The organism is Kitasatospora misakiensis (assembly GCF_042656005.1).
Classification (GTDB): domain Bacteria; phylum Actinomycetota; class Actinomycetes; order Streptomycetales; family Streptomycetaceae; genus Kitasatospora; species Kitasatospora misakiensis.
In genome coordinates this window covers 59,487-79,549 of record NZ_JBHSOF010000035.1, presented here as the reverse complement: position 1 = coordinate 79,549, position 20,063 = coordinate 59,487, and the positions used below count along the sequence as shown (strand labels likewise).

General features: G+C 72.8%; 13 protein-coding genes. 3 read left to right on the top strand and 10 right to left on the bottom strand.

What is annotated here, in order from left to right; translation table 11 throughout:
* Window positions 1–5 precede the first annotated feature (5 nt).
* From ACFP3U_RS24340 to ACFP3U_RS24300, 9 genes are all read right to left on the bottom strand, one after another.
* A complete protein-coding gene (locus ACFP3U_RS24340; RefSeq protein WP_380227766.1) occupies window positions 6–1,475 on the bottom strand; it encodes a nitroreductase family protein in 1,470 nt (489 codons plus the stop codon).
* Between the two features lie 5 nt (window positions 1,476–1,480).
* A complete protein-coding gene (locus ACFP3U_RS24335) occupies window positions 1,481–2,494 on the bottom strand; it encodes a lantibiotic dehydratase C-terminal domain-containing protein (RefSeq protein ID WP_380227765.1) in 1,014 nt (337 codons plus the stop codon).
* 10 nt (window positions 2,495–2,504) lie between these two features.
* Window positions 2,505–5,279 carry a lantibiotic dehydratase gene (locus tag ACFP3U_RS24330; RefSeq protein WP_380227764.1) on the bottom strand — a complete coding sequence of 925 codons (2,775 nt, stop codon included), beginning with the start codon at window positions 5,277–5,279 and terminating at the stop codon, window positions 2,505–2,507.
* Window positions 5,279–6,889 carry a SagB family peptide dehydrogenase gene (locus ACFP3U_RS24325; RefSeq protein WP_380227763.1) on the bottom strand — a complete coding sequence of 537 codons (1,611 nt, stop codon included), beginning with the start codon at window positions 6,887–6,889 and terminating at the stop codon, window positions 5,279–5,281. The genes ACFP3U_RS24330 and ACFP3U_RS24325 overlap by 1 nt, the downstream gene beginning before the upstream one ends.
* 29 nt (window positions 6,890–6,918) lie before the next feature.
* Complete coding sequence (locus ACFP3U_RS24320) at window positions 6,919–8,571, bottom strand: TOMM precursor leader peptide-binding protein (protein WP_380227762.1); 1,653 nt, start codon at window positions 8,569–8,571, stop codon at window positions 6,919–6,921.
* The gene (locus ACFP3U_RS24315; RefSeq protein ID WP_380227761.1) at window positions 8,564–10,552 is read right to left on the bottom strand and encodes a hypothetical protein; all 1,989 of its coding nucleotides are present in this window, start codon (window positions 10,550–10,552) and stop codon (window positions 8,564–8,566) included. Before ACFP3U_RS24315 ends, ACFP3U_RS24320 begins: the two co-directional genes overlap by 8 nt.
* Window positions 10,553–10,686: 134 nt before the next feature.
* Entirely contained in the window at window positions 10,687–10,854 is a 168-nt protein-coding gene (locus tag ACFP3U_RS24310) for a thiomuracin/GE37468 family thiazolyl RiPP peptide (RefSeq protein ID WP_097239504.1), read from the bottom strand.
* Window positions 10,855–10,915: 61 nt separating this feature from the next.
* The gene (locus ACFP3U_RS24305) at window positions 10,916–11,083 is read right to left on the bottom strand and encodes a thiomuracin/GE37468 family thiazolyl RiPP peptide (RefSeq protein ID WP_380227782.1); all 168 of its coding nucleotides are present in this window, start codon (window positions 11,081–11,083) and stop codon (window positions 10,916–10,918) included.
* A 69-nt stretch (window positions 11,084–11,152) separates the two neighbouring features.
* The gene (locus ACFP3U_RS24300) at window positions 11,153–12,217 is read right to left on the bottom strand and encodes an LLM class flavin-dependent oxidoreductase (RefSeq protein ID WP_380227760.1); all 1,065 of its coding nucleotides are present in this window, start codon (window positions 12,215–12,217) and stop codon (window positions 11,153–11,155) included.
* Between the two features lie 332 nt (window positions 12,218–12,549).
* Here ACFP3U_RS24300 and ACFP3U_RS24295 point away from each other — a divergent pair, with 332 nt between their 5' ends.
* Together ACFP3U_RS24295 and ACFP3U_RS24290 are read left to right on the top strand one after the other, a co-directional pair.
* Window positions 12,550–14,604: a radical SAM protein gene (locus ACFP3U_RS24295; RefSeq protein ID WP_380227759.1), complete on the top strand. Its 2,055-nt coding sequence runs from the start codon at window positions 12,550–12,552 to the stop codon at window positions 14,602–14,604.
* A gap of 182 nt (window positions 14,605–14,786) precedes the next feature.
* Window positions 14,787–15,206: a winged helix-turn-helix transcriptional regulator gene (locus ACFP3U_RS24290; protein WP_380227758.1), complete on the top strand. Its 420-nt coding sequence runs from the start codon at window positions 14,787–14,789 to the stop codon at window positions 15,204–15,206.
* 107 nt (window positions 15,207–15,313) lie between these two features.
* Here the strand turns inward: ACFP3U_RS24290 and ACFP3U_RS24285 are convergent, their stop codons facing one another.
* Window positions 15,314–16,963, bottom strand: a complete 1,650-nt coding sequence (locus ACFP3U_RS24285) for an alginate lyase family protein (RefSeq protein ID WP_380227757.1) — start codon at window positions 16,961–16,963, stop codon at window positions 15,314–15,316.
* A 289-nt stretch (window positions 16,964–17,252) separates the two neighbouring features.
* Between ACFP3U_RS24285 and ACFP3U_RS24280 the strand changes: the two genes are divergently transcribed.
* Window positions 17,253–20,027, top strand: coding sequence for an ATP-binding protein (locus ACFP3U_RS24280; RefSeq protein WP_380227756.1), 2,775 nt, complete (start codon window positions 17,253–17,255; stop codon window positions 20,025–20,027).
* The last annotated feature ends 36 nt before the right edge of the window (window positions 20,028–20,063 follow it).

Here is a 20,063-nt window from a genome sequence, read left to right as displayed (position 1 = left end):
CCCCCTCACCAGGTCAGCCGGAACTCGGGGCGCGGCCCGGCGGGGTGCTCGGTGCCCAGCTGCGCCACCAGCAGGCTCCGCTTCCGCCCGCCCAGGCCGAGCCAGGCGTCCAGCAGGTGCGTCAGCACGTCGTTGTGGACCCGGCTCGCCACCTCGATCGCCGCGGCGGCGAGGCAGGCCCGGTGCAGCGCGCCACCGGCGGCCGCCTGCTGCACGCGGTACCAGCGGGGACCGAACCGCTCCTCGGCCGCCTCGGCGTCCCCCACCGGCAGCAGCCACAGGTTCGCCGTGCGGGCGCCCTGCTGGGTCAGCGCGGCCAGCGCGGCCTCGCGCAGCCGTCCGCGCGGGTCGCCCTCGCCGACCAACTCCAGTTGGTGCTCCTCGGGGAGGTAGCGGTAGGCGCCGTCCGGGACGCCGGACACGTCGGCGACGACGCAGTAGAACTCGACCAGGTTCGCCGGCAGGTCCCAGTTCTGCTGCCGACCGTAGGCGGTGAGGATGGTGGCCAGCGCGCCGATCGACATGGTCTCGGCCTTGAAGCCGCGCACGGCCGCGTGCCTGGTCCGGGTGCCGGCCTTCAGGTCCACCTCCGCATGCGGCAGGCTGATCCGCTCGCCCTCCCCGGCGGGCGCGGACGGCAGCGGTTCCCCGTCGGGCTCGGAGGGGAGCGGTTCCGGGGCGGGTGCGGGCGCCAGCGGCTCCGGGGCGGGCCGGCTCTGCCTGAGCACGGACGCGTGGGCGGCGAAGGCGCGCGGGAAGGCGGCCAGTGACGGGCCCTCGAACGCGGCGGGCACCGGTGCGACCAGCTCGACGACGGCGTGCACCCCCTCCGCCCTCGGGTCGAGCCCCAGCAGCTCGGTGAGGTCGGCGTCGGGGAAGCACAGGCGGGCCGTGGGGTCCTCCTCGGCCGCGACCACCAGCGCCTGGGCCACCTGGATCCCGGCCTCCAGGCAGGCGAGGCGGTAGTACATCTCGCCGTACTTGGCGGCCAGCCGCCAGAACACGTTGGTCTGCACGAGGACCGTGGTGGCCGGCCGGGCCGCCACCCGGCCCAGGTAGTCGCCCGAGCGCAGGCGCACCAGGTCGTGCCGGGCCGGGTCGTAGTAGTAGACGCCGGTGGGCACCTCCGAGTCGGGCCCGGCGATCACGTACCACTCGGCGCTGTACCGGGCGCCGCCCGAGGGCGTCGGACGCCGGGTCACCAGCCACTGCAGCGGGTCGTCGTCCGGGATGGACTCGAAGCCGTCGGTGAACGGCAGCATGTCCAGCGGGGTCAGCCACTGGGACCGGGTGATGCCGCCGAGTTCGGCGAGCTGCCGGCCGAGCCGGTGCGCGGACTTCTCCGGCGGCCAGGGCAGCGGGTGCCGCGGCGCGCCGGGGTAGCTCTTGACCAGCCTGGGCGGGTACGCCTCCGGGTTCGCCACCTCGGTCGGCGTGTGGACGCTGTCCTGGTAGCGGGTCGCCTCGTCGCTCATCGGGCTCACGCCGCGCACAGGTCGAAGGCGGTCCTGGTCAGCAGCAGCCGCAGGTGGGACTCCTGGGCCAGGCTGATGCCGAGCCGGTTGCACATCAGGTGCGTGCACCGTTCCACGATCAGCTGCGGGACCAGGTGGTTGATGTGCTGCAGCACGTCGGCCGGGGCCTCGAAGTCGGGGTAGGCGTCCAGCCGGCCCAGCAGCTCCAGTTCGACCAGGGTGTCGTTGGCGTCCCGTACGGTCTTCAGCCAGCCGCTCGCCACGGACGCCTCCGGCAGCGCCACGCCCCTGGTCGCCGCCCACACCGTCTCCAGGCCGGCGCGCAGCTGGGCCTTGTTGGCCTCGAAGTGCCGCTCGAAGTCCGCCGATCCCAGCAGCTCCGCCGCGGAACCGCCGCTCTCGACCATGAACCGCGCCTGGTAGGCGAGTTCGGGCAGGATACCGGTGAAGACCGTACGGTTGGCGGCCATCATGGCGAAGGCGTCCATGGCGCGCTGTCCCGGGGTCCGGCCGCGGGCGATCAGTTCGACCGCCAGCACGCTGGACGCCATGAACTGCCGCTCGACGGCCTCCATCGCCCGGCCGGTGCCGAACACCTCGGTCTCGGGCGTGTAGTCGATGAACGCGACCGAGTTGTCCGGGTGCAGCACCGTGTCGTAGTCGGCCATGCGCTCCAGCGCGGCGAGCGCGGCCGCGGACTCCGCGTAGCCCTCTTCGGTCAGCTCGGACTGTGACGGCGAGGCGAGGTAGAACGCCGCGGCCCTCTCCTCGACGACCGAACGGACCTCCTGGACGTGCTCCGGCCGGGTGCGCAAGCGCAGCCTGACGTGCGGGCCGCCCTCCCAGTAGCGGAGGAAGAAGAAGCCGTCGACCAGTCCGGCCCGGCCCAGCCGTTCGACGGCGGGCTTGACCACGCCGACGATCACGGCGTCCTGGTCGCCGTGGTAGAAGAGGTGGGCGCTGACCCAACTGTGCTCGGACACGTCGGACACGTCAGGCACGTCAGGGGTCTCGGTCATCTCGGGCATCTCAGACATAGGTGACTCCGGGCTCGTTCAGTTCCACGATGTACTCCGCCACGTGCTCGCCGCGGACGTGGCCGGGGTCCGGCAGCATCTCGCTGATCTGCACGATCGCGTTCGGCTCGGCGAGCCGGCGTTCCAGACCGAGCAGCAGCAGCGTGCTCGCGAAATCCACGTAGTTCGGTTTGGTGTCGTTGCTCGGTCCCCGGCCGGTCTCGGCCCGGCCGGCCTCGCCCTGGCCGTTGTCGCCCTGGCCGAGGGAGGCCGGGTCGAGGACGGTGACGAAGCAGCGCTCGGGGATGCCGTGTTGGGCCAGCCAGTCGGCCGTCTTCAGCATCCAGGCCGCGCCGGTCGCGGCGTCGGCCCGCCGGGGCAGCCGGTCCGCGCGGGTCATCCACATGGCGCGGCGCAGCACCACGCGGCCCACCATCAGCCGGGGCAGATGGAACACGCCGTCGTCCGCGCGCGGGTCCGACGTCATCCTGAGCTCGGTGTGCGCACCGAACCAGGTGTTGGACTCGCCGAACGCCTCGATCATGAAGCGCGCGGCGGGCGGCAGCAGCCGGTCGGCGCCGAGGCCCGGGTGCACCGGGCAGATCCGCCGGCCCAGCCGCCCCGACACCAGTACGGGCAGCCCGTCCTCGCCGCACTCCACGTGGAGGTCGTTGACCGGCAGCCGGTCGTCGTCCTCGCGGGTACTGCGGACTCCGGGGTAGTCGACGACCAGTCGGACGCCCGGCTTCCTGACGTTGACCGCGGAGCGGGCCACGGCCTCGAACTCGGCGAAGAGCACGCCGTCGCGCTCCGCGGCCAGCCCCGGCTCGTCCGGGACGTCGGCGTGCAGGTCGAGCACGTCCAGGATCTGCCGGACCCGGTTGCGGCCTCGGCCGAAGCCGCAGCCGATGCTGTTGACCACCAGTTCCGGGCCGTGCGCGGCGTGGGCGAGCTGGCAGTAGACCGCGAGCGAGGTCGGGGTGCGGACCCAGTCCGGCCACTCCCCGGCCAGCTTGCGCACCTCGTCCGGGTCGACGCGGACCACGCCGTCCGGGTCCGGCGTCCGCTCGCCCAGCAGCCGCTTGACGGCGGTGCGCAGGCGGTGCAGCTCGCGGACGGCCTCGACCGGGCTGTCCGCGTCGGCGAACCGGCTGTGCGCCAGGAACGACCCGCGCCCGGCCGGACCCGGGTCGGCGCCGGCGGACTGCTCGGCCAGTACGTCCCGGTAGAACGCCAGCAGCGGGATCCGCGCGCCGGCCGGGTACCTGCTCCGGAACAGCGAGCCGAGCGTGAGCTTGAACGGCAGGTCGGGACCGATCAGGCCGAGCAGGGTGCGTACCGCGTCCAGGTCGTCCAGCAGCGGCCGCCAGCGCGCGCCGTCCAGCACGGCCGTCGTGCCGGGGTGCACGGCGTTCTCGTAGAAGCTGTACCGGGCGAACTCCTGGGCCATCTTCGGGTTGTGGGCGTGGGCGTGGTCGCCCACCTCGCGCAGGGCGGTGTCCAGCCCGCGGACCACGGCGTCGCGGACGGCGACCCGGTCACCGGGTTCGGTGATCGTCGGGTAGCTCGACAGCGCCTCGGCCATCTCCTGGAGGGTCCGGTCCAGCCGTTCCAGGCCGGGCTGCCGGCGCCCGTGCAGCCAGGCGCGCAGGTCGGCGACCGGGTCCGCGGACTGGTCGGCGAGCGGCGGGACCAGCTCCAGCAGGCCGAGCGTCACCAGCCGGCGCAGGAAACCGTCGACCTGGTTGCCGCCGGCCTGCTTCTTGTCGGTCTGCTGCCCATCGGCCCGGTTCCCCTCGGCCTGCTGCCCGCCGGCCTGGTTCCCGTCGGCCGCCAGGGCCAGCAGCGCGCCCCGCAGGTCGTCGAAGGTGCGCTCGGGCGTGGTCAGGTCCAGCACCCGGCGCAGGGTCGGGGTGAGCGCGAGCGTGTGCACGGACTCGCCCGGCCGACGGCCCAGGAACAGCAGGGCGCCGTCGACGGCCGTGGCGCTGGGGTTGATCCGGATCCGGCAGCCGCCGACGAGCTCCGGGCGTTCGCAGACGGCGCGCGCGATCCGGTGCAGCGATCCGACGCTGACCTCGGTCGCGGTCACCGCGGCGGGCCGCCCCACGGCCGACTCGACGATGGACTCGGCCCCGCCCCAGGCGGCCAGGCCGCTGCTGGTGAAGGTGGAGTACGGGCTGGTCTTCGCCGCCGAACGGGCCAGGTACTGCGCCAGGCGCAGCACGGTCTGGCGCTGCGGTGCGCGGCCGGTGTCGAACCACTTCCGCAGGGCCAGGAACACGTCCGGGTTGGCGTGCACGAGACCGAGTTGGAACGCGGGCAGCCGGGCGGCGGCGAGCAGGGCGTCGTAGCTCGCCGCCCAGTCCTCTTCGAGGTGCTCCGGCAGCGCCGCCAGCAGGCGGTCGCGTTCGGCCAGCAGCGCCGTCCAGTCCCGGACCGGGGCGGCCAGTTCGGCGGGGACGTCGAGCAGCCGGGCCGGGTCGACGCGGCGACATCGGTGCACGGCCCTGCGCACGGCGACGAGTTCGGCCTTGAGCTCGCCGTCGCCGGTGGCGCCGATCGCCGCGTGCAGCAGCTCCGACAGCGCGTCGGCCGCGGTGGCGATCTCGGCGCGCAGCCGCACCAGGGCGGTGGCGGTGCGCCAGCTCCCCGCGCACCGCAGGCCGTCCAGCGCGGCGACCGGGCTGCCGGCGAGGCGGACGACCGCGGCCGGGCCGGGCACGTACCGCTCCAGCTCGGGCACGTACGGCCCCGAAACGGGGTCGGCTTCCTGCAGCCTGTCCATCACTTCACCGCTTCCGGCTCGACGGGAACGATCATGCGACCGCCCGGTCCGGTCCTGGCCAGCAGGATCTGGAAGACCGGGGTGTGGCGCTGCTCGGTGAGTCCGAGCGCCGCGCGCACTCCCTCGGCGTGGTACGCGTTGACGATCCGGCCGGAGAGGCCCTGCGCCCCGGCCGCGACGCAGACGCGGTGCGCGAGCAGCCCGGCCTCCTGGTTGATGACCCGGTAGCCGCGGTCGCCGAAGGTGTCGAACGCCCAGTCGCGGTCGACGACGAGATGGACGACGGCGTTCATGTCCTGGAAGACCGGCCCGGGGATGGTGACGCGCTCGATCGCGGTGAGGGCGTCCACGCCGGGATCCGCCCGGCGGACCGGGTGCAGTGCGCCGGTGTCCTGGTTGAGCCGGTAGCAGCCGGCCGGTATGCCGGTGAGGTCGCCGACGGTCAGGAAGATCTCCAGCGGCACCGGCGCGCCCGCCGGGACGGCGTCGCTGCTGACCCGGGTGCGGGCCCGGGCGAGCCGCGCCCACAGTTCGACCCCGTCGACCCGCGAGGCGACCGGCCGGAAGATGCCGGGGCCGGAATCGCGGGTGCGCAGCACCTCCGCCAGGTTCGGCTCCGGGATGTCCGTCGCGGGCAGGGCGAGCGGTTCGGCGCCGGCCACGGCGGCCACGGCGGGTACGGCCGGTTCGGCCGCCGCGAAGCCCGCGGTGTCGGTGCGGAAGGACGCGCGGTTGACCGCCGTCAGCTTCGGACAGGCCCGCACGACCGCCAGTCCGCTGCGGACCACCTCCGGCTCGATCGGGTCGACGGTCGCGGCCAGGGCCGCCGCCGTCTCCACGGCCGTGGCGCGGCGAATTCCGGCGTCTCCGGTGTCTCCGGTGTCTCCGGTATCGGCGAGGTGGAGCGGCAGGACCACGAGCGCCGGCTCCTCGTCGGGGTCGAGCCCGAGCAGCTTGTTGACCGGCTCGTCGAGGAACTGGTGGTGCACGTCGGCCCGCAGGCCCATGGAGCGCGCGACCAGGTCGAGGTTCCCGGTGAGCAGTCCGGCCTCCTGGGTGCACAGCCGGTAGGCGTAGTCGCGGTAGATGTAGGCGGCCTTGGAGAACAGCCCGGAGAGCACGAACACGGCCTCCGGCGGCGCGCCGGCGGTCCCGGTCGCCCGGGTCAGCAGCTGCCGGTGGTCCCCCTCGCGCAGCAGCACCAGCGCGTGGTGCGGGGCGTCGTAGTGGTAGAGGCCGTCGGCCAGGCACACGTACAGCTGGACGGCGAACAGGCAGCGCGCGGACGCGACCATCCGGTGGTACGGCCAGGTCCCGTTGGTGTCGAACTCCTGCCGGGAGATGCCGTAGCCGTAGCGCAGCAGCGTCGACAGCGCCGACTCGTCGAGCGCCTCGACGCCGGTCAGCTCCCTGGGTACCCCGGTCGTCAGCGGGCGTCGGGGCCGGCCCCGGTAGATCTTGAACTTCAGCGGCTCGTCCGGGTTGGCGTACTCCGACTGCCGGGTCTCCATCGCCTCGGCGAGGTCCTCCAGGCTCAGCCGGAGGAACTCCCGGCCCACGCCGGCCCCTTGCTCGGTCACAGCGTCCTCGATCACGGCTGTCCCGGTCACGGTCCCGGTCCCGGTCACGGCTGTCCCGGTCACGGGAAGGGATGCGGGTGCGGATTGCGCACCTCGGACAGTCTGGGCAGTCCGGTCACCCGCCGGGCCGCGTGTCCGAAGGTCATCGGCACCGAACCCGGTGCCATCACCTTGACGCATCTGAAGCCTCCCGCTGTCTGTTCCATGGAGGTGGTGTCGACGGCGACGACGTCCATGCCGGCCGCCGCGAAGCGCCGGACGGACTCGTCGAGGTCCGCGCCGATATCGGCGTGGCTCGGCCAGTACCAGCGTTCGAGTCCCTGCTGCCAGGTCGAGGTCACCGGGTCGTCGAGCAGGAAGGAGTACCGGTCGAAGGTGCCCGGATTCGCCGCGCAGAGCAGGTGGTCGGCCATCGACACGACCTCGTCCGGGTGGTCGGCCAGGTACCGGGCCCGCTCGCTCCACCGGGGATCGAAGGCGAGGACGGTCACGTACTCGACGGTCTGGCTCAGTTCGTGCAGCGCGGCCAGGATCGCCTCGGCCGGACGCAGTCCGCTGCCGCCGGTCGAGACGGCCCTGGGCCGTCCGGTGCCGCTGATGTCTTCGGCGAGCGTCCAGAACGACGGGATCCCGTGTTCCCGCGTGCTGTCGAAGACGTGCACCCGGTACCCCTGCCGCTCGATGCGCTCGGCCACCAGCGGAATCCGCCGGTCGGGCACCGTGGCGAGGTCGATCCGGGGCAGCGGCGTCCGGCCGTACCAGGCCATCAGGAACGCGTCGCGTTCGGCGACTTCGAGCACGCCGTGCAGCACGGCCTCCTCGTAGCAGCCCCCGAGCGCGAAGCCGCTGGAGATCTCGCTGGCGAACCTGGGCTCACCGGCGGGCGTCGGCTTCCGGTAGTAGACGAAGGCCTCCGGCACCAGCACCGGCCGGCCCTGGCCGAAGGAGTAGCCCCACACCCAGTCGGTCACCGCGTCCTCGGTGAACCGCCGGTACGGGAAGCCCGGGATCAGATACCGGTCGTCGGGGTAGAGGCCGAGCGAGCGGGGGTCGATCGCGGCCTCGGCCACCTCGGCGTAGCCGGCCCGGACGCCGGTGCGCTTGCTCGGCGCGTACGCGGCGAGCCGCTCCAGCGACTCGGCCACCGCGATCGACCAGGCGGACGCGAAGTCCCGGGTGCGGCCGTAGCCGGCGGGCTCCACGGAGGAGGCGCCGGGTACGGCCAGGACGGCCCCGGTGAACGGGAACGCGTGCTCCGTGTAGGAGGTGACGGAGGGGATCAGGCCGCTCTGCTCGTCGAGGTACGTCGCCCGCAGCGCCTCCTGGTCCAGCGGGCGGACGCGGCTCGACCCGGGCGACAGCTTGGGCCGCGCCGTACGGACGGGCTCCGCGCCCCGCTCGGTGTCGGCAGGCACCACCGAACACGTCGGACAGTGCGGATCGGCGAGGAAGGCGTGGCGGGACAGCGCGAGCGTGGCCGTGTCGACGATCCGGTACCGCCGCGCCCCGGGCGGGGCCTCGGCCAGCCCGGCCACGGTGTCGGCCAGGAAGCTCGGCAGCTCCCGCTCCGGCACCGGGGTGGCCAGCTCGGCCGCGCGCTCGGGGGAGGCGCAGGCGGCCCGCCGGGTGCGCAGGCACTCGGGGCAGCCTGGCGCCCACGGCCCGACGACCACCTGGTGCGGTTCGAGGAGCACCTGCGGCTGGTCAGCCATGGCGGACCACGGCGCGCACCACGAACGGACAGAGTCGGGCCAGCGAGGCGTCGTGGTCCAGCGGGACGGCGACCACCCGGCCGCCGTCCCGGGTCAGCCGGGCCACGACCTCCTCCAGGGTCACCGAACGGGGCAGTGCCCCGGCGGCGCCCTCGGTGGCGGGCCCGCGCAGCGCCGCGGGCAGCTCGGGCACGGGCGCCGGCGCGTAGCCGGGCTGCTCCGTGGCCCGGGCCTGGTAGGCGAGCAGGGTCAGCTCCAGCCCCTGCTCCAGCGCCACGGCGGCGTCCAGGTCGCTCGCGTACGCGACCGTGCCCGCCGGGGTGCTGAACGCGAAGGTGGGGAGTCCGAGCAGCCCGGACAGGTCGTGGACCTCGAAGGACTCGCCGACGATCGCCAGCAGCTTCCGGTAGCGCGCGGCGCGCTCGGTCAGCTCCGCACCGTTCAGGTCCAGTCGCGTCAGCGGTTCGGTGGCGGCCGACAGCGCGGCGGCGACCTGGTCGTTGGCCGCCGCGACCACCGCGGCGCGCACGGCGTCGGCCCAGTCCTGGCCGGAGGCCGCGGTCCGGGCGGGGAAGACCTCCGCGGCGTCGACCGCGACCGGTTCGCCGGTCAGCACGTCCAGGCCGTGCAGCCGGTCGCCCTTGCGGGAGTCGACCATGACGGCCGCGTAGCGCTCGACCGCGTGCCGGACGGCCCGCTGGCGCGACTCGACCACGGTCTCGCCGCACCCGTGGACCGGGAACGGACCGCCGGCCAGGCCGACCGGGTCGGAGACCACGACCTCGCTGACGAACAGCGGCAGCTGCTCGTAGTCGCGCTCGGTGACCTCGGCGAAGACACCGGTCCGCGGGTCGACGAACTCGACCGCACGGCGGGCCAGTTCCTCGTCGTCGACGGGCGCCGCGGCGGCCAGGGCGGCCGTCCTGGCCGGGTCGTCGGGGACCACGGGCCGGGCGAGCGGGTGCGGCAGGAACGCGTGCTTCGAGGTCTCCAGCGTCTCCAGGTCGAAGCGGACCAGGTGGTTCGCCCCGGTGCCGTCGTCGATGCCGGTGAGGTGGCGGAACGCCGCGAAGCAGAGCTGGTTGGCGACCAGGGCGACGGTCGGGCCGCGCAGGAACTCGCTCGGCGCCACCTCGGGGTGGTCCCGCAGGTCCGCGCCGACCACGTCCGGTGTGAGCGCGCACAGGCGGCGCCACGCCGACTCCCACGCGGTGGCGTCGTCGCCCCGGCCGATCACCGGGCCGATCCACGCCTCGTCACCCGAGACGACCGCCTGCGCGGAGGCGGCACCGGCGGCGGACGCGGCGGCGGGCAGCAGCCGGGCGCGTTCGATCATGGGGCGGTCGGCGACGTGCAGCACCATGGCGGCGTCCGCGGTCACCTCGTCGAGGCGCTCGGTGTCGGCGTCCGGGTTCGGATAGACGATCCGCTGCTCCGGGTCCTGCGCGTGGGAGGCGGCCAGGTGCTCGGCGACGCGGTCGCGGTCGAACGGCGACTCGCCGAAGGGGACGAGCGGGACGGTGCGCACACCGGCGCGCAGCTGGGAGTTGGCGAGGGCCTGGAGCAGCGGGCCGGATCCGGCCAGCACGATCGAGCTGTCGCGGTAGGTCTCGAAGCGGAGTTCGGGGGAGTCGGTGAAGTACTCGATGAAGGAGACGTTGGCCGCGTAGGCGGCGGCCACCTCGCCGGACAGCGTGTGCGGACGGTCGTCCAGCACGTTCTTGACGTAGCCCTTGCCGAGCAGAAGCAGGATCAGTTTCGCCAGCGAGGCGCGGCTCGGCTCCGGCGCGGCGGCGCACAGCTCGCCGAGCGTCCTGGTGCCGTCCAGCAGCGGCGCGATCCGCTGGATGAACTCGTAGGTGGACGCGCCCTTGAGCATCGATCCGCCCAGGTTGCTGCGGATGTACGCACCCTCCGGGACGCGCATGACGTAGACGTCCCCACGCAGTCGTGGCCGTACCCGCTCGACATCGACTCCCATGACCACTGACCACCGCTTCTTTGCTTCTTTACGAACTCATTGACGATTGGCGAGCAGGGAGGACCGAGAGCCACCCGGTCCCCTTGGACAAACACGCACCGGCTAGAGCACATGTGCCGGAAAGCAGCACCGGATCAGGTGCAGGAGCAGCAGGGGCAGCAGCAGCAGCAGCTGCTCGCGCCACCGGACGCGGACAGCTCCGTGAGGCCGTAGCCGGCGGTCACCGAAGCCGGCACCACCTCACCGAGGTCGACCAGCTCGAAGGCGCTGTCCTCCAGCACCAGGTTGTCGAAGTCCTCCATGTCATTCACCTCCTTCTCCGTCCTGTGCGAGCGTGTGTATCGCGGCGTCGAGCACCGGGGATCAGGTGCAGGAGCAGCACGGGCAGCAGCAGCAGCAGCTGCTGGAACCCTTCGAAGCGGACAGCTCCGTGAGGCCGTAGCCGGCGGTCACCGAAGCCGGCACCACCTCGCCGAGGTCGACCAGCTCGAAGGCGCTGTCCTCCAGCACCAGGTTGTCGAAGTCCTCCATGTCATTCACCTCCCTTCCTGTCGTCAGGGTCGGCGCCGGCCCCGCCCACAACGGGGCCGGCGTCGACGGTCAGAGTGTTTTCACCTCCGGCAGGACCTGGTCGCAGAAGAGCGCCAGGGTCTGCCGAGCTTCGGGGAGCGGCATCGCGCCGAAATCGACCTGCCACAGGATCTGGTCGACCCCGCCGATGTGGTCGTTGAAGGCGCGGATGCGCTCGATGACCGTGGCCGGCGATCCGACGATCGCGCCGCCTTCGGTGTAGAGCTTGGTGGGCGGCAGGTTGCGGAGCATCCAGCCGAATCCGGTGTAGCCGCGGTACGCGGAGGACTCCCTGCGGTCCCAGGGGCTCACCGCCTCCGCCCACACGTCCAGGTAGCGCCGTAGGTAGGTCTCGGCGATCTCTTCCGCCTGCTCGTCGGTCTCCGCGACCACCAGGGGGAGGCTGGCCGTGACCCGGGGCCGCAGCCCGGTACCGCCGTGCGCCGCCTCGAAGGCGTCGCGGTAGAGGGTCAGCTGGTCACGGAACTCGTGCGGCGAGAGCATCGGCGTGATCAGGAGCCCCAGCCCCTCCGTGCCCAGCCAGGTGAAGCTGTCCGGCGTGCGTACCGCGGCGCCCCACATCGGCGGGTGCGGCTGCTGGGTGGGCCGGGGCAGGCCGGTCACGTCGCGGTAGGAGAAGAACGGTGTCTCCTCGGTGACCTTCTCCTCGGTCCAGATCCGCCGCACCGCGCGAATGGTCTCGCGGAACCGGTCGACGCTCTCGTCCATCTCCACGCCCAGCGCGTCGAACTCGTCGGGCAGGTACGCCCGGGCGAACCCCACGTCGAGCCGGCCGCCGCTGATCGCGTCCACCTGCGCGGCTTCCGCCGCCAGCTGGATCGGGTGGTGGAAGACCGGGAGGACGCATCCGGTGATCAACCTGACCGAGCTCGTCCGGGCGGCCACCGCGGAGAGGAACCCCAGTGGACTGGGACAGTACCCGCCGTAGTGGTGGAGGTAGTGTTCGGTCATCTTCACCGAATCCAGACCGCCCTCCTCCGCCTGTACCGACAACTCCAGCGCGTCGCTGAAATAATTTTGCGGAGATTTTGTCTCCGGCGTACAGTCGGGAAGAAATGAAAGCCCGAAGCGCACCGCTACCACACTCCCTATAACAGCCGGATTTCCACCAGGTGAATCTCGGGGGTTCGCCACCCGAGCACTCCGGGGCCTGGTCGGCGTGCCACCGGGTGTTTCGTCGCCGACGCTACATCGGGCCCGGGGTGCCGTGTCAATAACGACCGGCATTCGGGAAGCGACTTAAATGGAGCTTTCATCTTTCCCGGTATCCTCGGAGATACCTACGGCATCCGGAGTGCGTTATTGACGCCGGTGTACGGTGCTGGAAATGTGGCAATCCGCTGGCAGTCTGAAATAGCCGGGACCTTGCGCCGAGGTGAACGGCACAGTCAAATGGATGTGTAGTCATGACCTTCACCCTGGACCTGAGCGACACCCCCGACGCAGTCGCCGACGCCGCCGGGCAGCCGACGCCGGCGCCCGACCGGCGGAGAACCGTCCAACTCGTCGAGTTCACCGCGATGCAGGGCGTCCGGTACAGCGTCACCCTCGGATACCTCAAGGCGACCGCGATCGCCGACCCGGGGCTCGACGCGGCCTGTGACTTCCGGATCAGCGTGCGCGAGCAGAGCGGCGGGGAGCAGGCCACCAAGGAACTGCTCGACACCTGGGACGAGCCGTTCGTCGTCGCGCTGACCGTGTTCTTCTGGAACCGCGCCCAGTCCCTGGAGCTGGCCCGCCAGGTGAAGGAGCGCTGGCCGAACTGCCACGTCGTCGTCGGTGGCAACGACGTCAGCTACCAGCAGGAGCCGCTGTTCGCCGAGGCGCCCTGGCTGGACGTGCTGGTGCACGGCGAGGGCGAGCTGCGCTTCCGCGACCTGCTGCACACCTTCCTGACCGACGGCGACCTCGCCGCGGTACCCGGCATCAGCTACTGGCAGGACGGCTCCGTCGTCACCACGCTGGACGCGGACCGCATCACCGACCTGGAGCAGGTCGTCTCGCCGATCCTCACCCCGGTCTACTCCGACGAGGAGATCACCGGCTCGTCCATGATCGTCTACGAGACCAACCGGGGCTGCCCGTACGGGTGCGCCTTCTGCTACTGGGGCGGCGCGACCAACTCCAAGGTCCGCCAGTTCGACCTGGAGCGGATCTTCGCCGAGCTGGACCGGCTGATCCGGCTGATGCCCCAGGACGCCACGCTCTTCATCGCGGACGCCAACTTCGGCATCCTCGGCCGCGACCGGCAGATCGCCGAGCACATCGTGGAGCTCAGCCGGCGCTACGGCAAGCGCATGATCGTCAGCACCAACTGGGCGAAGAACGGCAACGAGCGCATCGTGGAGATCGCGAGCATGCTGCACGCCGCCGAGCTGACCGGTGCGATCACGCTGTCCGCCCAGTCCTTCGACGCCGACGTGCTGAAGATCGCCAACCGCGCCAACATCCGCACCGACCACTACCGCCGGCTGCTGGCCCGCTTCCGCGAACTCGACGTCCCCACCTACACCGACCTGATCTGGGGCCTGCCCGGCGAGACCTTCGACAAGTACCTCAACGGGATCGAGGAGGTGCTGACCGCCGGCGGATCCCCGGTGATCTACCCGCTGCTGCTGCTGAACAACACCGACTACTCGCGCGAGGCCTTCAAGGACGAGCAGGGCCTGCGGACCCGCTGGATGCCCGCCGACATCACCAACCCCGAACTCATCGCGGACGTGGTCGTCGAGCACAGCTCCATGACCGCCGAGGAGTGGGTGCGCGGCATGGAGTTCCGGGTGTCCATGACGCTCTTCCAGAAGATCCTGCTGCGCTGCGCGCTCCGCGTCCTCCACGCGACCACCGGCGTTCGCATGGTCGAGCTGTGCCGGCAACTCTGGTCGTTCATGCTGGACGACTGCGCCGACCCGTTCATGCGCGCCGTCGCCCGCGATGTCGGCGCCGTCTACCGGGACCCGTCCACCCTGGACATGGGGCTGCTGCGGACGGTTATCGGCAACCAGGTCGTGGTGCCCGAGGAGGTCCACTACCAGGCGCTGCTCTGCCGCGCGGTGCGCACCGAACGCGCCACGGCCGACCTGCTCAACGCGGCCGTCGACCACCTGTGCGGCTGGCTGGCCGACGCCGGGCACGAGGTCGACCGGATGCTGGTCGACAGCGCGCTGAGCCTCGACATCGCGGCGACGACGATCCTGCGCGCGAGCCTGCGGGGTGAACTCGTCGAGGCGGAGTTCGCCGTGCCGAGGCGGGGCTGGGACCTGCTCGTCGCCGCCGGCGACGTGCCGTCGAGTCTCGACGCCAGCCATCAGGGGGACGTCGTGCGCGGCACGGTCTGGGCGCCGCCGCGCTGGGTCGACTACCCGATCAGCGTCTACTCGCTGTCCATCTGGCACGGCACCGGCCGGCCGCTGTACGACCTGCTGTTCGCGCTGCCGGGCCGGCTGCGGGCGGCCGCCTGACGCCGGACTTTGGCAAAGAAGGTTTTAATTTACAGGGATTGACACCCTGTTGGCGCCATGAACATGATGGTCCAGCGCCACGTATAACAGACGAATCACGCACATCACGCACAATGACGCACATCCCGGGATGCCCCCATCCCCGCAGGGCTGCTGTTGTGCCCCGTGATTGTGGGGGGACTATGACTACGAAACGCCCTGCCTACCGGTCCGACTGTGCCAGTCGCCCGATCCTCGACCAGCTCACCGACAAGTGGTCGATGGTGGTCATGGTGCTTCTCGACGAGCCACGGCGGTTCAACGAGATCAAGCGATGTATCGACGGAATTACCCATCGGGTCCTGACCCAGACCCTGCGCCGTCTGGAGCGCAATGGAATGATCGCACGCCGGGTGCTGCCCACTTCGCCGGTCGGGGTCGAGTATTCGCTCACCGCGCTCGGCGAATCCCTGCGGGAGCCCTTCGGCAAACTGCACGCGTGGACCGTCGCCAACACGGAGAAGATCCAGGCGCACCAGGTGGAGTACGACCGGCGGACGCACGCCTGCGGAGGCCCGGAAGCCTCCCTGCCGCGACAGCGGGAGGAGGCGGAACTCGCCTGAGGTGACGGCGGCCGGCCGGCCGCCGCTCCCGATCAGACAACAGGGAACCCCAGCCGAGGTGTCGGCTGGGGTTCCTCCTTTTGTTCGGCCCGTCTTTCGCGGCCGGGTCAGGCGCGGTGCGCGCCGCCCTTGCGCCGGGCCCGGGCGCGGAGGCCCAGCACGCCGCCGCCGATGGCGAGAAGTGCCGCGCCGCCGAACGGGATCAGGCCGTTCGAGCCGGAGGCGCCGGGGCCCGTGGCCGAGCCCCCGGTCGGCTGCGGCGAAGCCGAGGCGGGGGCGTAGCCCGCGGCGCCCGCCGGCGATCCGGCCGGCGTGGGCGATCCGTGCGGCGTCGGCGTTCCGGTCGATGCTCCCGTCGACGCGGACGATCCCTGTGGCGTGGGCGTTCCTGTCGGCGTTCCCGTCGGCGATCCCTCCGGCGTTCCCGTCGGTGTGGGCGATCCCTGCGGCGCTGACGTCCCCGCCGACGTTCCCGCCGGCGCGGGCGGCGCCACCGGGGTCTTGGCCTTGTCGCGGGTGAACGCCAGTGTACCGAAGCCGAGTTGGTCGAAGCCGCCGCTGTTGGGACCGTAGTCGCCACCGCCGCCCTCGGTCCCGACCTTCGCCGCCATGGCCGTGGAGTAGGGCGCGGAGAGGCCGCGGCGGTTGACGTAGTGGTTCTGGATCAACGCCCAGATCGGGCGCTGATCGCCCCGGCTGTCGGGGGAGACCTGGGTGTGCTCCACCGTCTTCGACCAGGAGCCGGGCGCGCCCTGCTGGAAGGTGAGACGGGTGAACGGGACGTCCTCGCCGAGGTTGTACTTGGCGACGTACTCGGCGCCCTTGAGGAAGCGGCTGTCGTCCTCCCCGTAGAGGTCGATGCCCTGGTTCCAGGCCATCTCGCACAGGGTGCCCATCAGGGCGACGTCGAGCATGGTGTGTCCCTGGTCGCGGCCGGACTCCTGGAACTGTCCCAGGCCGCCGGGGTGGAGGTACGGGATGGCGTGCTGGAGCGCGCCGTTGCCCTCCCCCTTGCGGAAGTACTGGACGGCCTGGTCGACCTTGGCCCGGTCGTCGCAGAGGACGCCGATGGCGAAGACGCAGCAGAGGATGGCCAGGTCCCAGTTGGCGTAGTAGTTGGTGATGTACGAGCCGTTGTGGTCGTGGAGGAAGCTGTCGCACTGCGGGTAGAAGACCTGGAGCATCATGGTCTTGAACCGGTCGAGGTCGAAACCGGGGTAGCCGCGCATCAGCTCGGCCGCGTTGGCGAACTGATAGCCCTGGAGTCCGACGGCGAGGAAGCGGTCGGCGTTGCCGGTGATCTGCTTCAGTGTGCCGGACCACGCGTTGAGGATGTCCCGGGCGGCGTCGCCGTTGGCCCGGTCGCCGCTGATCCGCCAGCGCAGGGCGTTCTGGTAGGCGGCGTGGACGTCGTTGAAGAGGACCTGGACGTTCTGCGGTTTGTCGGCTCCCCGGGAGATCGTGTCCTGGGGGTTGGCCTTCCAGTTGCTCTGCGCGTGCCGGTTGGCCGTCAGCCGCTGCCAGCCCGCCAGGTACGGCTGGGCATTGGCCGCGACCTTGGCGGCCATCCGGTCGAGGTCCGCCTGGGCGTGCAGCAGCCCGGGGTGGGCGAACGCCGCTGCGGGGGCGGCCGGTGCGAGGGCCGCCCTGACCCCGGTCGTGCCGGTGACCGCGATCGCGCCGGCCCCGAGCCCGATCGCGCCGGCGACCTTCAGTATGCTGCGGCGGCTCGGATGCTGATTGCCGTACTGAGTCACTGGACTGTCTCCCGATCGTTGACGCTTCCCAGCAGGAGACGTCCGGAATGTGAGCGTTAACACCAATGCTGGTCTTATCGTATGACCCTGATGTGTCCCCGACGAAACCCGGATCCGGCCATAGTGCGGAACCCCGGCGGCGCGCCCGCCGGGCCGCCGGAGTGACGGACCGTCAGATCGCCTGCCACGGCGTCGGGCAGGGGTTTGTCCGCCCCGCGCGGGCTGATGCATGATGGGGACGATCCGGAACAATCCGGGCCCCTGACCTCGAACTGCTGGGTGGTGGCGGATGGCGGGCGGCGCTCCGTGGCGGAGGCTGCGCGGCCGGCGCGGCGAGTGCGGGGTGCTGGATCAGGTGGTCGCCGGGGTCCGGGAGGGCCGGGGCCAGGTCCTCGTGCTGCGCGGCGAACCGGGGGTCGGCAAGTCCGCCCTCGTGGAGTACCTGGTGGAGCGGGCGAGCGGGTGCCGCGTCCTGCGGGTGCTCGGCGTGGAGTCCGAGATGGAGCTGGCGTTCGCCGGACTGCACCAGCTCTGCGTGCCCCTGATGGGGAGCCTCGACCGCATACCCGGCCCCCAGCGCGACGCCCTGTCCGTCGCGTTCGGTCTGAGCGCGGGGGCCGCGCCGGACCGCTTCCTGGTCGGCCTGGCGGTGCTCAGCCTGCTGGCCGAGGCGGCGGAGGAGCAGCCGCTGGTCTGCGTCGTGGACGACGCCCAGTGGCTCGACCGGGTCTCCGCCCAGACGCTGGCCTTCGTCGCCCGGCGGTTGCTGGCGGAGGGGGTGGCGCTGGTGTTCGCGGCGCGCACCCCGGCGCCCGGCGCGGGCGGCGACCCCTTCGCGGGGCTGCGCGAGATCGCGGTCGGGGGCCTGCGCGACGACGACGCGCGGGCGCTGCTGGAATCGGTGGTGCCCGGGCGGCTGGACGAGCGGATCCGGGACCGCGTCGTCGCCGAGACCCGCGGCAACCCGCTGGCCCTGCTGGAACTCACCCGGGGGCTGTCGGCGGCGGAGCTGGCCGGCGGCTTCGGACGCCCGGACGCCCGCCCGCTGGCCGGCCAGATCGAGCAGGCCTACCTGCAGCGCATCGGCGCACTGCCCGCCGCCGCCCAACGGCTGCTGCTGGCGGCGGCCGCGGAGCCGGTGGGGGACGCGCCGCTGCTGCGGCGGGTCGCCGAGCGGCTCGACCTCGGCGCGGACGCCGCGGGAGCGGCCGAGGCGGCGGGGCTGATCGAGTTCGGCACCCGGGTGCGGTTCCACCACCCGCTGGTCCGCTCCGCGGCCTACCGCGCCGCCGACCCCGCCGTGCGCCGGGAGGTGCATCGGGCGCTGGCCGAGGCCACCGACCCCGCCTCCGACTCGGACCGCCGGGCGTGGCACCGCGCCCACGCGGCGGTGGAGCCGGACGAGGCCCTGGCGGGCGAGCTGGCGCGGTCGGCCGGCCGCGCCCAGGCCCGCGGCGGGATCGCGGCGGCGGCGGCCTTCCTGCGGCGCGCGGCCGAACTGACGCCCGATCCGGCCCTGCGGGGCACCCGCGCGGGTGCCGCCGCACAGGCCGCGTTCGACGCCGGATCCCCGGACGCGGCGCTCGAACTCCTCGCCGCCGCCCAGCTCGGCCCGCTGGACGAGCCGCAGCAGGCCCGGCTGGCCCGGCTCCGCGCCCGGGTCGCCTTCGCCCGCCGGCGCGGCGGAGAGGCGCTGCCCCTGCTGCTCGACGCGGCCGGCCGGCTGGCCCGGGCCGGGGACGCGTCCGCGCGCGAGGCGTACCTGGACGCCCTCGGGTCGGCGGTCTTCGCCGGCCGCCTGGGCGGGCGGACCGGGGGCCGGGAGGTCGCCGGGGCCGCCCGTACGGCACCGCCCGGGGCGCTGCCCGCACGGCCCACCGACCTGCTCCTCGACGGCCTGGCGGCCTGGTTCCTCGACGGCCGCGCCGAGGGCGGTCCGCTGCTGCGGTCCGCGCTGGGGGCCTTCCGGCCGGACGCCGGAGGCGGGAGCGGCGACGCCATGCGCTGGCTCTGGCTGACCTGGCTGGTCGCCGGGGAGCTGTGGGACGACGAGGCCTGGCACTGGATGACCGAGCAGGCGGTCCGCTCGGCCCGCGAGGCCGGCGCCCTCAACGTCCTGCCGCTGGCGCTCGGCTACCGGGCCGCCCTGTCCGTGCACGCCGGCGAGTTCGACCTCGCGGCGGCGCTCATCGACGAGGCCGACACCATCGCGGAGGTGACCGGCCACTCGCCGATGGCGTACCCCGCGCTCCTGCTGACCGCCTGGCGCGGCGAGGACCCGCGGGCCGCCGAGCTGATCCACGGCGCCGCCCGGGACGCGACCTCCTGGGGCGAGGGGCGCGCGATCGGCCTGGAGCACTACCTCGTCGCCGTCCTCCACAACGGCCTCGGCCGCTACCGGGACGCCCTGGGCCACGCGGAACTGGCCGTCGCGCACGAGGACCTGGCCGTCCACGGCTTCGCCCTCGCCGAACTCGTCGAGGCGGCCGCCCGGGCCGACGCCCCCGAGCGGGCCGCGGCGGCCCTGGGCCGGCTGGAGGACCACGCCGGGGCGGCCGGCACCGACTGGTCCCTCGGCATGCTGGCCCGCTCGCGCGCGCTGCTGGACGACGGCCCGGGCGCCGAGCGGCACTACCGCGAGGCCCTGGCCCGCCTCGAACGCGGCCGTATCGCCGTCCACCTGGCCCGCACCCACCTGGTGTACGGCGAGTGGCTGCGCCGCGAGGGCCGGCGCGCCGACGCGCGCGGGCACCTGCGCACCGCCCACGAGCTGCTGCGGGGGTTCGGCGCGCAGGCCTTCGCCGAGCGCGCCCGGCGCGAACTGCTGGCCACCGGCGAGACGGTCCGGCCCCGCCCGGCCGACGCGGGCGGGGCGGCGCGCGAGGCCCTCACGGCCCAGGAGGGCCAGATCGCCCGGCTGGCCGCCGACGGCCTGACCAACTCCGAGATCGGCGCCGAACTCTTCATCAGCCCGCGCACGGTGGAATGGCACCTGGGCAAGGTGTTCAGCAAACTCGACGTCAAGTCGCGCAACCGGCTCCGCGCCGCCCTGGCCGACGCCTGAGAGCCCGTCCGTCCCTGACCCCCGGACCCCCCGTAG